This window comes from Nostoc cycadae WK-1 (genome assembly GCF_002897135.1).
Classification (GTDB): domain Bacteria; phylum Cyanobacteriota; class Cyanobacteriia; order Cyanobacteriales; family Nostocaceae; genus Nostoc_B.
On record NZ_DF978434.1, the window covers coordinates 57,269 to 72,451 of the forward strand.

Genomic DNA, 15,183 nt, shown 5'->3' on the forward strand with positions numbered 1-15,183 from the left:
GTATATTTGTCCAAGCTCAAGATCGCGCTCTTGGACAGAATAGATCATGGCAAAATTTCGAGATATTCTCACTTATTTTCGTCCTTACTGGAAACAGAGTGTTCTCAGTATTACCGCATCGAGCATTTACGAAATTATTGATTTGGTTGTCCCCTATGCGATTGGTCAGATATTAAATGTTGTGTCTAGCCAACCGTTAGATAAACCTCTGCAAAGTGCGATCGCATCTATCTCCGAAGTTACCAATTACCCAGTTGGTAAAACACTATCTTTAGCGGTTTTACTAGGTTTAATTTTTATCGTAACGGTAGTGAGAGCGCCTACACAACCGTGGTTAACGGTTTGGTTTCACTGGGATATTGCTTTAAGGTCACGCCGAGATAAAAGTCAAACAGCCTTAGAAAAAATCCTTTCTCTTCCCCTAGAATTTTATGATGTAAATAACCCCGGACGTATTGCTGGTAGAGTTGCTAGAGGTGTTTCTAACCATACTTGGACATATCCAGAAATTGCCGGACAGTTAATTCCTAAACTGCTGCGTGTAATCGGAATTTTTGGATTTATTTTATTGATTGAATGGCGAATTGCTATTTTATATCTGATTTCTTTTGTTATTATCCTCGTCTTTAGTTTGAAAGAACTACGGCAAATAATTTGGCACGAAGGACGCTTGGATAAATACATGGAAAATACCGAAAGTCGAACTTCTGAAATTATCACTAACATCAAAACGGTGAAAGCATTTGCTACAGAAGCTAGGGAATTAAAACGGCAACAACAACGTTTAAATCGTGAACTAACAGTAGTTGATTATCGTATCCACAAAAATTATACAAAACTAGTAGCTTGGCAAAAGACAGTCATTCAATTTTGTGTGTTTACGATTTTAGGTTTAACCTTAGCCGCTACGGTAGACGGGAGAATTTCTCTTGGTCATTTTGTCATGACCTTGACACTTTCGAGTATGGCTTATGCCGAATTAGAACCAATTAGCACCTTAGCAGAAGTTTTTGCGCGACGCTATTCTTCTATGTTGAGGTTTCATGAATTTCTGCAAGAGCCAACAGGCTCTGATATATCTAGTTTTTCAATATCAGACAATGACACCGAATCATCTTATAAATTTACTGGCAAAGTAGAATTTTCTCATATCAGTTTTGGATATCTTGCCAATCGACAAGTTTTGCAAGATATTAACTTGCTGATTGAACCTTACCAAACAGTTGCCTTAGTAGGACGTTCTGGTTCTGGTAAATCGACTTTAGTCAAACTGCTATTGCGGTATTTTCAACCCCAAGATGGTCAAATTTTGATTGATGGCCAAGATATTCGCAGCTTGGATGTAGGTAAGTATAGACGCAGATTGGCGATCGTTCACCAAGAGGTAGACGTTTTTAACGGCACAATTTTGGATAACCTCACCTACGGTAGACCAAACGCAACCTTTGAAGAGGTTCAAGAAGCCTGTCAGATTGCTAGAGTTGATGAGGTAGTACAGGTGTTACCCCAAGGCTATTACACTGTTGTTGGGGAACGTGGCGTAAGATTATCTGGCGGACAAAGACAGCGCCTCGGAATTGCCAGAGCGTTGTTAGTTAAACCAGACGTGCTAATTTTTGATGAAGCTACCTCCAGCTTAGATTATGAGTCAGAACGTTCCATTCAATTGGCGATGCGATCGATTCAGGGAACTTGTACCACAATTGTGATTGCTCACCGTCTGAGTACAGTCCGCGAAGCTGACAAGATTGTAGTGTTAGAACAAGGCAGAATCGCCGAAGTTGGTAGCCACGAAGAACTTTTGCGCCACGAAGGTATTTACCAACGCTTGCACTCTTTGCAAGAAACTGGCGAACTTTTGAGCTAAGTAGGCAATTTCAACGCAAGTCAATCTGTTTGTGGGGTGGATATAATTATCCTCACCCTACAGACATCTCTAAAGAACTTACTAAAATTTTTCCTACTCCCCTTGCTATTTTTTAAATCTGCTGCTAAGATTGTAAATCGTGGGACATACGGGTCGGTGTCCGAGTGGTTAATGGAGACGGACTGTAAATCCGTTGGTTTACGCCTACGCTGGTTCAAATCCAGCCCGGCCCACCTGCAATTTTAGATTTTGAGTTTATTCAAATTCAAAATCTAGAATTTGTCAAAATTTCGCCCGTGTGGCTCAGTGGTAGAGCACACCCTTGGTAAGGGTGAGGTCACGAGTTCAATCCTCGTCACGGGCTTTAAAAACACTGAATAGTCAATAGTTTGTAGTACATAGTCTAAATTACTTTTAGATTTCATCAATACTCAGCCTACAGGTCAAAACTTGCATAGAAGTTGCATAAATAAATGGCGTTGCTAATTAGTTGAAGGATTTTGCCTCACCCAGAGGAGCAGAGAGAATTAAGTATATTAGGCTTTATCTCCTGATTCAGCAACGCCATTTTTTCCTTGGGACTACTGTCTGACTGCTTACTTCACTTCTGCTTCAAATACACCTACAGGACAAGCAACGTTTGTCCCGCCTAAACCACAATAGCCGTTGGGGTTTTTGGCTAGGTATTGCTGATGATAAGCTTCAGCGTAGTAAAATTCTGGCGCATCTAAGATTTCTGTGGTGATTTCGCCATAACGCGCCTTGGTTAGTTCTTGTTGATAAGCTTCGCGGGATGCTTCAGCTTGTTGTTTTTGACTTTCAGAATAGACGTAAATCCCCGAACGGTATTGTGTACCAGCGTCGTTACCTTGGCGCATTCCTTGAGTGGGGTTGTGGCTTTCCCAAAAAACTTTGAGTATTTGCGCGTAACTAATAACTTGAGGATCAAACACAACTAATACCACTTCATTGTGGCCAGTCATCCCTGTACAGACTTCTTCGTAGGTAGGGTTGGGTGTGATTCCCGCTGCATAACCTACAGCAGTGGTATAAACGCCTGGAAGTTGCCAAAATTTACGTTCTGCACCCCAAAAACAGCCCAGTCCAAACACAGCTTGTTCCATACCTGTGGGGAAAGGTGGTTTTAGGGGATTGTTATTTACATAGTGATGAGCAGGTACTGGCATTTCTTTTGCTCGTCCTGGCAAAGCTTCTTCAGCAGTAGGGAGAGCCAGCTTTTTTTTACCGAATCCAAACAATACCATTGGTTCTAACTCTAAGGTTTGATATACATTTTCACTGTAGTTAATATTCTAACGATTCTGGCGATCGCTACTGATATTCTGCTAAAGCCTGCGATCGCATTTTGACTCGAAGCTGATATCTTTAGAGACTCGGAGAAAGAAGAGTTAGAGAAGCTCATCAAGCCACCTCAGAAATAACAGATACACAAGTATGCACTAAGGGTAACAAAGGCCCTAATTGTTCTTGGCCGTTTACGGCTAAATCGCTGTGACACAAATACACTTTTTCAGATACACGCGAGAGTAAATCTGTCAAAATTCTGCGTAATCTTTCTTGTTCTGTATTTTTTTCATCTTGGGCTGTCCAAGCTTCGCCTAATCTATCTCGTAAGAATAACGGCGCACCGAATAAGGTAGCTGCACCACCTTTTGCCCATAATGGTGAACCCGCATCTAGCCAAAAATGCCAACGGTGCGATCGCCGACTCGAACGATATTGGAAAATAGTTGCTAAGGTGACGGCTTTTCTTGACAAGCCAATAGGACGCAAGGGATAAGGATTGGCGGTGATAGTACCACGTCGTAAGAGTTGAATAAATTCAGCCAAGGGAGTGCTGAGTATTGAGTGCTGAGTGCTGAGTGCTGAGTGCTGAGTATTTATTAATACTTCTTCTGCCCCCTGCCTCCTGCCCCCTGCCTCCTGCCCCCTGCCTCCTGCCCCCTGCCTCAACCTAGTATCAATTTCCCAATAATGTTGGGCAGTTTCTAGCAGTTCTCGCAATGCGGCCATTTGGTCGTAGGGGGGGTTATTGTCTTTACAAAAAAAGTCTTGAATTGCTAGATACAACAGAGAAATGGGGCTAGGTATTAAACGCTGTTCTTGTTGCGATCGCTGTTTTTCAATCCACTGTAATATCTGACTATAAGCTGTGGTTGCGGCATAGCCAATTCTATCCCAGCGCTCAAAAGATGTGACTGGTAATAAATTAGGTCGGTCAGGATGAGGTACAAAGCAATAATCAGCGATTAAACCCGCACGTACTGGGTCGATGTGAGTGCTGAGTACTGAGGAGCCACTGCGTTGGGCGGGTTCCCCGACTTGAAGCAAGTGGCGTTGCGGAGTTAAAGATTCTACTTCTCCCCCTGCCTCCTGCCTCCTACTCAACACTACCAACATCTCAGCAACTGCATCTCGGTCTACCAAGCGCCCCAAACCTGGATAAATTAATGCCAACATGGTTAACAATGCCCTAATCATTGGTGAACTAATCAAGGGGCGTTGGTCGTTGAGTGATTCAACGGGGATGTTTTGCTTAGTGAGAATTTCGGTGATAGTATAACGAGCGATCGCATCTAAACCAGGTGCAATGATGGCAATTTCTTCTGGTTGTATTCGTCCTGATTTGATAGCTTTGCCAATGACCTCGGCTGTAGTTCGCAGTAGTTCAGCACGAGATGTAGTTTGAATTGATTGTACTGTTGCTGGTAACTCTAACATTACCAGTGGTTGTGTAATAAATTCTACTATTGGTGTAGCTAGTTGCTCTGCCAAAGACTCTTCCACGGGTGCAAACAAAGTTTCTAAGCGACAATGCCTGGCTAAACCTTCCAAATAGTTAGGATCTGCGCCTAATCCCCAGCGGATAGCTCCATCAGGATTATAAGTAAATGCACCAATTGCGCCACGTTCTAAAAGTGTTTCACATAACTGACGGGCTACAGCTGGATAATCATCAACATCATCAGCTAGTATGGCTTGATACCTTTGGGTCAGGCGCTCTTGGTAATGGCGATCGCTTAACAAATGCTGAGAGTATAGTTCAGTTATAATCCCATAAGTGAGTAAGCCTCGCTCTAAACACCAGTTACGCCAATCTAGCAGCAAAGATGCCAGAAATTCCGGCTCTAGATTTATGCCATTTTCCTCTAAACCTTTTTGCAAAACCTCTGCAATTCCTTCACAGGGTGTGCCACTATAAGCAGCTAGTTGCAATAAATCCAAAATCCGCCGCACTAAACGGTATTCATTCACTCCCACCCGACGCAATACTTCTGCATCTAATTGCTCACGCCAGAGTTTTGTTGCTAATTCCTGTTCCGTTTCTGGGCGTAATCTTACCGGAAATTGTGCCTTGAGATGCAACAACTCAATTAGTAAAGGCCAAAATAAAATAACTTCATCCTGAAAAAAACCTAATGGAGTTTTAGCACGAATAGGGTATTTTCCTAAAGTTTTTGTAACAATTTTGTCAGATAATTCTCGACGATTATCATCATTGGCAGCTAAGACCAAAACTCCCGGTTCTGTTTGCTTCAAACCTAAAGGTTTCGAGATGGAATTGTCTGATTTTTTTCCGGCTTTTTTAGTATAAAATAATTCAAAGTTATGATTTTCTATTTGCAGCCAACGACAAAAATGTTCTACTAAACGAGTTGTCTTACCACTGCGGCTATTGCCGACAATCCAAACAGAATGCGAAATCACAAACTTTCTCCTTCTAGATTTGGTTAGTATATCTTGTGCGTTAACTTAGGGTTAAGAATCACTAGAAAAGGCTGGATAATTGCCTAAAATGAATAATTTTGTTTTTACTCAAAAAATTTACTCTTACTTACTAGCTGCTTACCGTTGGTACTTATTAACGCCACAGCGTTCTCTTGATGAGGCTTATCAAGCAGCGTTACAAATTAAATCCATAGAAGATGAGCATTTCAACGGACAGAAGATAGACGTTGACTCAAGCAGCTACAGCAGCAGCATGATGGATTATTTTGAGTTAGATCTAAAAAAACAATTAAAAATTGCCAGGATGCGCTTGACGGAATTTCGAGCCAGCCGTTGGTTTTCTAACGAATCTAATCAAAAAGCAGCCCGAAAAACCGGGATAGAATATCCCAGTGCTGACATCATTTTAGAAAAGTTAAGATTTATTGATGAAGTCATATCAAAATATACTGTAGCTGATCCTGAGATTAATTCTGCAATAGTTACCCAACCACAAATAGTCAAAGTTGATGAGGTCGCTACACAAAAATCACCTGCTCCATTGACGACACCATCAGCCAATAAAAATATAGAACAAAAACTAAAACCACGGCGAAAAGCTGATACAACAGGTGTATTGCCGCGCTCAATTTTAGGTACAATTAGTCGTTTACAAGTTGAATTAGACCCTAATTCAGAGCAAGATGTTGTTCAAAGTTTTCGTCAGGCTCAAAGAAGAACCATTATATCGATCAGATTTATATTATTACTAATTATTGTACCTCTTTTAGCACATCAACTATCAAAAACTTTGATTGTTGGGCCATTAATTAGCCATTTTAGACAAGATGAAACAGCAAATGTCTTCATCAATTTTGAAATGGAAGAAGAAGCACTGGCAGAATTACAAAGATTTGAGGAAAGACTTAAATTTGAAAATTTAATTGGACTGACACCAACGCTGAATCCAGAAGCAATAGAAGATAAACTGAAAGAAAAAGCAGCAGAAATTGCTGAAGAATTTCGAGGCGAAAGTGCTAATGCGATTAAAAATGTTTTTGCAGATATTTTCTCGGTAGTTGCTTTTGTGTGGTTGCTGCTGGTTAGTAAGCAATCTATTTCCGTACTAAAAGATTTTTTTGATAATCTTGTTTATGGCTTGAGTGATAGTGCCAAGGCATTTATTATTATTTTGTTTACCGATGTATTTGTAGGATTCCACTCTCCCCACGGCTGGGAAGTAATTTTAGAAGGGATATCTCGTCATTGGGGTTTACCTGCTAATCGAGATTTTATCTTTTTGTTTATTGCGACATTTCCAGTAATTTTAGATACGATTTTTAAATACTGGATATTCCGTTACCTTAACCGGATTTCGCCTTCGGCTGTTGCAACTTACCGCAATATGAATGAGTAGGTGGGGGAGTTAGAAGTTGGGACAAAGAAATAAGGAAATTATTGAATACTCAGCACTTTGTCATCAATGAAATATAGATTAGAAACTATCCTCAGTCTACCAATCATTATGTTGATTTTTCTGGTGGGGATGCAGCCATTGGGATATCGAGAACTGAGTTCACCAGGATGTAGAGTGAAAAAATGGGAGATCCCAGAGTCTTTACAAAATACCCAGCGAGTTCTGATTCAACGATCGCCTGTTAGTTGTTGTCAAGATGATCTCTCATGTCTCGATCAAGTTTTATATCAACCAGAAAACAATCAATTAGCAGATAAACAAGCCCTAATTACTTCTATTGATCGCAGTTTACAATATTTGCAAACATCACGAGCGATCGCAGCTTATCAAAAATATCCAGTCACGGGAATTACCCGCGATCGCATCATCAAAAGCTTAACCAGATTCCGCCAACTCCTCCTCACATCTCAATCTGCTCAAGAATTACATCAAGCCATCGAACGCGAGTTTGTTTATTACCAGTCTGTTGGTAAAGACGAAAAAGGCACAGTTTTATTTACCGCTTATTATGAACCACTGTATCAGGCTAGTCGCTCTCCCACAGCGGAATTTCGCTATCCGGTTTATCGATTACCTGCTGATTTCAACTCCTGGCCGCAGCCTCATCCTACCCGCTTAGAATTAGAAGGTGCTGATGGCTTACAAGGAGCGTCAGGAAAATTGCGCGGATTAGAGTTATTTTGGTTCCGCGATCGCCTGGAACCATATATGATTCAAATTCAAGGTTCGGCGCAGCTACAATTGACCGATGGAACTAAAACAACTATAGGTTACGCAGGTAATACAGCTTATAACTATAAAAGTATTGGCAGAGAACTAGCCAATGATGGCAAATTGCCTTTACAGGGGATGACAATGCCTATCATCCTCGACTATTTTCAACAGCATCCCCCAGAATTAAATATATATATCCCCCGTGATCCCAGTTTTGTGTTTTTTCAAGAAAACCACGGCGCACCAGCCCAAGGTTCGATTAATGTCCCACTCACACCAGAACGCTCAATCGCTACAGATAAGTCTCTCATGCCTCCTGGTGCTTTAGGTTTAATTCGCGCGGCTTTTCCTTTTGCCACGAGTAACGGTGAGATGGAACATCAGATTGTTAGCCGTTATGTGCTTGATCAAGATACAGGTGGAGCCATTAAAGGTGCAGGTAGAGTGGATTATTTTTTGGGTACTGGGAAAGTTGCAGGCGATCGCGCTGGTGTTACTGTTAGCAATGGACAATTGTATTACTTGTTACTCAAGCCTTAAAAAACTAGACACTATAGCCAAAGCATTAAAATTATTGGGTTCCTACTCAGCACTCAGCGAGAACTTGTGTTGATCAAACTGTGGGGATTCAGCAGCATTTTGCTATAAATAGCAAAAAAATTTTCAACTTGGAACTCATCAAATCATCTGCCGTCATTCTTGCTAATAGTCAATATTTAGACAGAGCAATGTTAAAGCTTGCTTTTATTTTATGCGTATTTAAGTTGATTGTGATGTGAAATGGATCGCTTTTCTTTTTTTATAGTTTTATCACAGATAAGTTACTTATCTTAATATTTTGCCAAAACAAAAGGAAAATCAAATCTGAAATAATGATTAATTCCCTTGTATTTGATGATGTAAGTTTAAGTTCCAGTTACTACGACTAATGCTCGTTTATATTAGCAGCACCTTTATTCTGAATTTTAGCGATCGCGGGTTAACTACAAAAACTCAGTGCTGACTACGCTTCACTGTTAGGGGAGCATATTGAATGGTTACTAACCACTTCTTAGCTGCATTTATTCAGTCCATCATTGGGAGTTGAAAGTGTTCAGGATTTTAGTTGATGCCGATTTAATCTTAGATGCTTTGATAAATCGCCACAAATTGACAGAAGATGTCAGAGAATTACTCGATGGGGTGCATCCATCAATTAAGTTGTATTTAACAGATATTGGCTGGCAAAAAATAGCCGCTTACACTAGTCGCTTGCAAAACAGTCAAATTGCGGAGATAGTTATTGATTGGTTGCGCGAAAAAATTCACATTTGTATTGTTGACCAGCAAATTTTGCAACTAGCACGCTCGTTACCCTTGAGAGATTTTGAATCTGCTGTAGAGTTAGTTTGTGTCAGTGATCAATTGCTAGATGCGATCGTTACCCATACACCAGAGAATTTTGTGGAAGCACCAAATCAGCTATGGGTTTGGTCTGTAGGCGACTTGTGGTTGCGAGCCGATTTAGAAAGACAGTTACAAAAGTGTCTTTGATTGGTTCATAGTCAATGGTCAATAGTACTGAGTAGAGCATATCTCCCCTGTATCCTGACACCCTGACCTCTTTATAGTCCAAATTTTTCAGGAAGATGGTTGAAAATAAAGTTTTTTTAGGGATTTTCTAGGCGCAGGTTTTTTTTGGTGCTAGGATCTAGCACTATATATTGAGATAAAAGTGCTGTAGCTGTGAAACAAAAGCCAAAACCGAGGATTGCTTTGCTTCGTGAGAGAGCAGGGCTGACCCAGCTTGAATTGTCGCGTCTTGTTGGCGTAACTGAAAGCACTATTCAAAACTGGGAAAGCGGCAGAACTGGGACAGACCACATTGAAAGAATCATTAGGTTCTGCAAGGCCTTAGATTGCCAAGTAGAAGACCTAATAGAATATGTGAATGAACCATTAGAAGAACCTGTAGCGAAACCAAGTTCTATAAACGAAATACATCAGATATTGGGAACTGAAGCAGCAGCTTCAACCATAAATTCTGAAAGTGAAGTTACTCAAAAGCGTCAAGCCACGAGTAGCTAACGTAGCCCTTAAGTAAATTCCCTGGACTAACCGATAGATAATCTCTCAAAAGTATTTGGCAAGAGATAATCTGTCGGTAATTTTCAAGTATTCAATTTTAATTAGTTTGATTGTATCTCCATAAATTATCTACTGTTACAAACTGGTAGCCTTGTTGTAGTAATTGGGGAATCAAGACTTCTATTGTTGCAGCTACGTCTTGTCCGCCACAAACACCATCATGTAAAACAATGAGTGAACCATTTTGTACTTGTTGGTTGACTCGCTGCACTACAGTGGTAATTCCCGGACTGACCCAATCTTCTGGTACAACACTCCACATTACCGGACGGTAATTCCATTGACGGAATAAATTTAAAGTTTTTGGTGTAAATAAACCATTGGGAGGCCGAACATCGCGTACTTGTTCAGGTAGGAGGTTACAACTATCGTAAATAGCCGCTTGGGTTTTTGCTAAACTTTCCTTGAGTTCATTGGGGGTAAGTAAAGGAAAGGAACGATGATCGTAACCATGCAATCCAATCCAATGGCCGCGATCGCACACGGCTTTAGCAACCTCTGGTGAACGGTTAACACAAGCACCCAACCAAAAAAAACTGGCGGTAATATTGTAGCGGTCTAAAACTTGCAATACTTGGCGGGTGTATTGGGGATGGGGGCCATCGTCAAAAGTCAGGGCGATCGCTTTGGAGTTGCGATCGCCACACCAAAGACAATCAGGAAAACTCGGTTGAAGAATCCGATAAATAAAAGGGAAAAAGGGAGCAAACTGCATTACCAATTTTTTTTGTAGCTTCCCCTAGTCTAGCTCTAGAATTTTGGGTGTAAGGGTGTAGGAGTATAAGGGACTTATTTTCCCTCTGAATTCAACTCGCCAAACTTCGGACTCCACCAACCTTTGGCTGTACTAAAATAAGCCACATCTTTATGCTTCTTATCTTGACGAGATGCAGCAGAACAACGCAGCATGGTTTTATTTTGTCCATCTTTGGTGTAGCTATACTCTTCTAGTGGTTTTTTACAGACTGGACAGGGATATGAGCTTAACTTAGCAGGCGGTTGGGAGTGATTTTCTGGTTTGGTTTCTTGGGTGCGTGGTGGTTGCCAAGATTTGCTGAAGTCACTCCAAAATAGGACTATATTTGCACAGCCACTGGTGCATTTGAGGAAATATTTTTTCTTGACCTTGCTGCTGGGAATTTTAGCGAGAAAATTATTACATTCAGGACAGCGTGTTTTAGATGTATCATATTTGCGTTTAGCTAATGATGTTTTGGCACTTGATGGAGTTATAACAACAGTTTTGGCTTTTACTAAAGCCGGGGCGAAGTAATTTTGATTCCAAGTTGTTAAGTATTGCTGCCAGCTTTGTTTGCCTGCGGCGATCGCATCGAGGGCGCTTTCCATTTTGGCTGTGAACTCTGCTTCTAGTAAATCTGGCAAAGCTTTCTGCAAAAAATCATCCACTTCTAGCCCTAAAGTTGTGGGTTGAAGATTACCCTTGGTTAACTCCACATAACCCCGCTTTTTTAAAGTAGCGACAGTAGGAGCGAATGTACTAGGACGACCAATGCCTTTGCGCTCCATGAGTTGTACTAATTTCGGTTCACTGTAACGAGGTGGCGGCTGAGTCTGTTTTTTCTCCGAATTCGCATTCTCTAGAGTTAATGCTTGTCCCTGCTGCACAACAGGTAAAACAAAATCTTTGCTGAGGTTATTCCAGTAGCGAGCGTAACCGTAAAATTCGACTACTTGGCCTCTGGCTTGCCATAACAAGGAACCAGAGTGTGTGATAATCTGAGTCTTGCAGAGTTGAGCAGCCCGACATTGAGATGCGATCGCTCTTTTCCAAATCATCACATATAAATCAAATTCCTCAGCAGGTAATTCTTGACGTAGCTGGACTGATGGACGAAACACATCGGTAGGGCGAATCGCTTCATGGGCTTCTTGGGCTGTTTTAGCGCTGCGATGCTTGGCAACTTGCTGCGGTACATTCTGCGGATCATGTTCTTCCAACCACTGACGAGCCGCAGCGCAGAACTCAGGACTTAACATTACTGAATCTGTTCGCATATATGTAATTAGCCCCGCCTCATACAGCTTTTGAGCTAAAACCATCGTTTTATCAGGAGCTAATTTCAGCTTGGAACCTGCTGCTTGTTGCAAGGTGGAAGTAATAAATGGTGGTGGTGGTTGACGATAAACAGTTTTACCTTCAACATGAACTACTTGATGGGGATGCTGACGTGCTTCCTCAACTAATCGTATGGCTTCTGCTTCTGAAAGAACCCGCTTAGATTCTGGCGCTTGAGTGTTATTATTACCCGCTGCATCATCGTGGGCTTCTGTTTCTGTTTCTGGTGCATCACTGAGAGAATTGGCTGTACCTTTATAAAAAGCTCGGAACCCTTCAGCGTAGTCTACCCAAACACTCCAATAGTCTTGGGGTACAAAGGTGACAATCTCCCGTTCTCGCTGACATATTAGGTGCAACGTCGCACTTTGCACTCGCCCGACACTCTTCGCACCGTTGTTTAACGCCCAAACCAAGGGACTACCTTTGTAGCCTACAAGCTTATCAAGACAATCGCGGCATAACCCAGCACCAACTAAGTTAAAATCCAGTTTACGAGGATTAGCGATCGCACTTCGTACCGCCGATGCTGTAATTTCACTATAAATAACTCGTTTCGGTTCTCGCAATCCCAGCACTTCTTTTAAATGCCAAGCAATTGTTTCACCTTCTCGGTCTGGGTCAGTGGCGAGAACAACTTCATCAACCTGCTTACTAACTGCCTTTAGCTGCTGGATAGTTTCTTTAGAGCGTTGGTCACGGGGTACATAGTTGCACTTAACACTACCATCATTAATGACGAAACCTAAAGAATCTTCCCCCGTATCACTCAGTTCGCGGATGTGTCCACAACTAGCCCGCACAATCCAATCAGCACCCAAAATCTGACTGAGCTTTTTGACTTTCCCAGGAGATTCAACAACTAGAAGGCGTTTCGGCATAGATGCTTTTGATAACTGAGATTCTAGTCTTTGATATGGTAATACGATTTGATTCCTGAACTATCAATCATCACGCTCTACTTAAAAAAATGCAATAAAATTAACCGCAGATGCACGCGGATATAGACGCGATAGCGGCTTCCCAGAGGGTACGCAGATAGGCATTTTTATGAGGCGTTGATGAATTAAGATAGGACTTACTCAAGAACTCTCTCAAACTCTTATAACTTTGTGTCCTTTGCGCCCTTTGCGGTTCGTTTTTTCATAATTTTGCGTAAGTCCTGTAAGAAATAAAATCTCAGGTAATTAAATGTTCAACTCCTTCTCCCCTATGCGCCTCTGCGTGAAACAAATTCATCCCGTATTTTTACTTTCTTATTGAATTAAAATAACCGCCTCTTGAACTTTCATAGAAAGTGCTTTTTGTAGACCTTGTTCAACTTTTTGAGTGAGTTGTTCAAAAGCTGCTTGATTATTAGTTAATTGTTCTCGAAAGACATTTTCTAATTCCGGTTTGATTTGGACGCACATATCTGCAATTTTCTGATCGTTCATTAAACTAGAACGAATCCAACTGGGGATATCGATATTTTTCTTAATTGTTTCTTGGACAGTTTTGCGATTGAGTTCCATACCTGCGGCCATGACCGAAGCACCGTAGACTAATGCGATCGGCCAGGTTAAGTGTCCTGTAAGAATCAGAGTAATGATACTAGCAACAGTACCACCACCAATGACGACGTTGACGATAAACGCCACTGTGTCAGCCAAAATAGCATCACCAATTCGTAGTTCGGGGTTGACAAAAGCTGGTTCGATGCTATCTTCAAACCTTAAACTACTTCTAGGTATCTGAAATTTTCGGCAGATGGGGTCGGTAACGGCTGCTAAGTCTGGTTGAATTTTGTTGTTAAACCAACGAATACATTGATTATTAATTATTTGCTGGGCGACATTACCTTTTAACCACTCTTCTGCGCGATTTTTCATTGATGTTTCCAGATCAGCTAGAGTGCGAATTTTATTTTTTTGCCAGTCTTTTACTCCTGGTCTGACGGCGTGATCAATCAAGTTTTCTGCTAATGGCTGAGTTAACAATTCAACTAACTCTGGGATATGCCTACTAATTAATTCTGTGAGTTTTTGAGAATCCAAAAGTTGATTCACTTCTTGTTGGAAAGCCGCCGCCCGCAGATCCCATCTTCCAACTCGCGCTAAACCCAGTGCAATGCAGCGTTCTGGTTCAGGATCGGGGCGGAGTTGGCTTTCAGGTTCGGGAAACATTTGCTGACAAATTTGATGGGTAAATTTCATCCGCGATGCACCACCAGTCATCAGCACTAATTTTGGGATTGTCTCAAGTTGTTGTAGCTTGGTTTTGGCTTCGCTGACAGCATCATGAAATGCTTGAATCCAACTTTTATTTCCTAGTTCGGGTAAAGGTTGGTGTAGAATTTCCTCCATCATCAATTTGTTGACTTGGGGGATAAAATAAATTTGTTCGTTGATGGATTCAAAGCCACGGGCAAAAGATTGCGGGTCGTTATATAGCTGTTCATTAGAAAAATAATCTTCTTTGGCTTTGCGACAGGCTAATTCACAACGTGCTTGGTGATGGGGATATTCTTGAAATACTTTTTCGAGTAATGGTTTTTGCTCATGTTTATCAAGAGTCCGGGCAAAAATTGCTTTGTCAATTAAGGATGCACCTAAAGTATTACTACCAAAATCTAACGGAATTTCATGTAAGCTTTTTACCAAGGTAAAATCTGTGGTTGAAGAGCCAATATCCACAATTAGCACCGATGCTAGGAGTTTCTCATACTCCAACTTTCCGGCTTCTTTGGCCTGCATAAAAGCCGCACGGGATTCGGGTATGACGTTGAGGTGGGGAATACCAGCCTCTTGAAGTAGTTTTTGATATGCTTGGCGATCGCTCATTGACCATCCTGAAGGACAACCAATGTAAAAATAACTACTTTCCTCGCCTTCTATTTGTTTGCTTTCTTGGAGTTTTTGGTAGTAAGTAGCGAGAAAAGTTGAGATTGTTTTTTTGTAATTGGGATCGTGGTTGGGTTTTTGCTTAAAAGATATACTTAGTTGGGTAACGCCAGCTTGAATTAAGGCTTGTTCCCCTACCAAATAACCGAGTTTGGGATGCCAACCTAAAGCAGTAATTTGATTTTTCTTGTTATTAATTTCTAGCATTTGGGGCGGTTCGATGCTTTCGACTATGGCTTTGGCTACGGCTGTCTCACCATGTCCCAAATCAAAACCGATTGTTTCTAAAATTCTCATACTTTTATTGTCT

11 protein-coding genes and 2 tRNA genes are annotated in these 15,183 nt (G+C 41.3%); 7 read left to right on the forward strand and 6 right to left on the reverse strand.

Annotated elements, in window-relative coordinates; all coding sequences use genetic code 11:
* The first annotated feature begins 46 nt into the window (after nt 1-46).
* From NCWK1_RS20050 to NCWK1_RS20060, 3 genes are all read left to right on the forward strand, one after another.
* Nucleotides 47-1,867, forward strand: a complete 1,821-nt coding sequence (locus NCWK1_RS20050; protein ID WP_103125921.1) for an ABC transporter ATP-binding protein — start codon at nt 47-49, stop codon at nt 1,865-1,867.
* A 150-nt stretch (nt 1,868-2,017) separates the two neighbouring features.
* Nucleotides 2,018-2,100, forward strand: a tRNA-Tyr gene (locus tag NCWK1_RS20055).
* Nucleotides 2,101-2,159: 59 nt separating this feature from the next.
* Nucleotides 2,160-2,231: transfer RNA gene (locus NCWK1_RS20060), tRNA-Thr, on the forward strand.
* 232 nt (nt 2,232-2,463) lie between these two features.
* Here NCWK1_RS20060 and msrA read toward each other — a convergent pair.
* From msrA to NCWK1_RS20070, 3 genes are read right to left on the reverse strand one after another with little or no spacing between them, the layout of a single operon-like run.
* Nucleotides 2,464-3,132, reverse strand: a complete 669-nt coding sequence (gene msrA / locus NCWK1_RS20065; protein ID WP_103125922.1) for a peptide-methionine (S)-S-oxide reductase MsrA — start codon at nt 3,130-3,132, stop codon at nt 2,464-2,466.
* Nucleotides 3,133-3,143: 11 nt separating this feature from the next.
* Nucleotides 3,144-3,290 carry a hypothetical protein gene (locus tag NCWK1_RS29680; RefSeq protein ID WP_187308192.1) on the reverse strand — a complete coding sequence of 49 codons (147 nt, stop codon included), beginning with the start codon at nt 3,288-3,290 and terminating at the stop codon, nt 3,144-3,146.
* Nucleotides 3,290-5,596 carry a PD-(D/E)XK nuclease family protein gene (locus NCWK1_RS20070; protein ID WP_103125923.1) on the reverse strand — a complete coding sequence of 769 codons (2,307 nt, stop codon included), beginning with the start codon at nt 5,594-5,596 and terminating at the stop codon, nt 3,290-3,292. Before NCWK1_RS20070 ends, NCWK1_RS29680 begins: the two co-directional genes overlap by 1 nt.
* A gap of 88 nt (nt 5,597-5,684) precedes the next feature.
* Here NCWK1_RS20070 and NCWK1_RS20075 point away from each other — a divergent pair, with 88 nt between their 5' ends.
* The 4 genes from NCWK1_RS20075 to NCWK1_RS20090 all read left to right on the forward strand — a co-directional run bounded on the left by NCWK1_RS20075 (nt 5,685) and on the right by NCWK1_RS20090 (nt 9,854).
* Nucleotides 5,685-7,013 carry a proton extrusion protein PcxA gene (locus NCWK1_RS20075; protein WP_103125924.1) on the forward strand — a complete coding sequence of 443 codons (1,329 nt, stop codon included), beginning with the start codon at nt 5,685-5,687 and terminating at the stop codon, nt 7,011-7,013.
* A gap of 66 nt (nt 7,014-7,079) precedes the next feature.
* Nucleotides 7,080-8,327, forward strand: coding sequence for a murein transglycosylase A (mltA, locus tag NCWK1_RS20080; protein ID WP_187308194.1), 1,248 nt, complete (start codon nt 7,080-7,082; stop codon nt 8,325-8,327).
* Nucleotides 8,328-8,876: 549 nt separating this feature from the next.
* A complete protein-coding gene (locus tag NCWK1_RS20085; protein ID WP_103125925.1) occupies nt 8,877-9,320 on the forward strand; it encodes a hypothetical protein in 444 nt (147 codons plus the stop codon).
* A gap of 192 nt (nt 9,321-9,512) precedes the next feature.
* Nucleotides 9,513-9,854 (forward strand): helix-turn-helix transcriptional regulator, encoded by a 342-nt coding sequence (locus NCWK1_RS20090; protein WP_103125926.1) that lies wholly within the window; start codon nt 9,513-9,515, stop codon nt 9,852-9,854.
* Nucleotides 9,855-9,951: 97 nt separating this feature from the next.
* On the opposite strand, the gene NCWK1_RS20095 is transcribed toward NCWK1_RS20090, so the two are convergent.
* The 3 genes from NCWK1_RS20095 to NCWK1_RS20105 form a co-directional block, all read right to left on the reverse strand.
* Complete coding sequence (locus NCWK1_RS20095) at nt 9,952-10,629, reverse strand: polysaccharide deacetylase family protein (RefSeq protein ID WP_096578635.1); 678 nt, start codon at nt 10,627-10,629, stop codon at nt 9,952-9,954.
* A 74-nt stretch (nt 10,630-10,703) separates the two neighbouring features.
* Nucleotides 10,704-12,872, reverse strand: a complete 2,169-nt coding sequence (topA, locus tag NCWK1_RS20100) for a type I DNA topoisomerase (RefSeq protein ID WP_103125927.1) — start codon at nt 12,870-12,872, stop codon at nt 10,704-10,706.
* Nucleotides 12,873-13,247: 375 nt separating this feature from the next.
* Nucleotides 13,248-15,170: an Hsp70 family protein gene (locus NCWK1_RS20105; protein ID WP_103125928.1), complete on the reverse strand. Its 1,923-nt coding sequence runs from the start codon at nt 15,168-15,170 to the stop codon at nt 13,248-13,250.
* Between the last annotated feature and the right edge of the window lie 13 nt (nt 15,171-15,183).

Bases quoted from the DNA above. Each gene is read 5' to 3' on its own strand.
- NCWK1_RS20050 (WP_103125921.1), top strand. From the start codon at position 47: ATGGCAAAATTTCGAGATATTCTCACTTATTTTCGTCCTTACTGGAAA.
- msrA (WP_103125922.1), bottom strand. From the start codon at position 3,132: ATGGTATTGTTTGGATTCGGTAAAAAAAAGCTGGCTCTCCCTACTGCT.
- NCWK1_RS29680 (WP_187308192.1), bottom strand. From the start codon at position 3,290: ATGAGCTTCTCTAACTCTTCTTTCTCCGAGTCTCTAAAGATATCAGCT.
- NCWK1_RS20075 (WP_103125924.1), top strand. From the start codon at position 5,685: ATGAATAATTTTGTTTTTACTCAAAAAATTTACTCTTACTTACTAGCT.
- mltA (WP_187308194.1), top strand. From the start codon at position 7,080: ATGAAATATAGATTAGAAACTATCCTCAGTCTACCAATCATTATGTTG.
- NCWK1_RS20095 (WP_096578635.1), bottom strand. From the start codon at position 10,629: ATGCAGTTTGCTCCCTTTTTCCCTTTTATTTATCGGATTCTTCAACCG.
- topA (WP_103125927.1), bottom strand. From the start codon at position 12,872: ATGCCGAAACGCCTTCTAGTTGTTGAATCTCCTGGGAAAGTCAAAAAG.
- NCWK1_RS20105 (WP_103125928.1), bottom strand. From the start codon at position 15,170: ATGAGAATTTTAGAAACAATCGGTTTTGATTTGGGACATGGTGAGACA.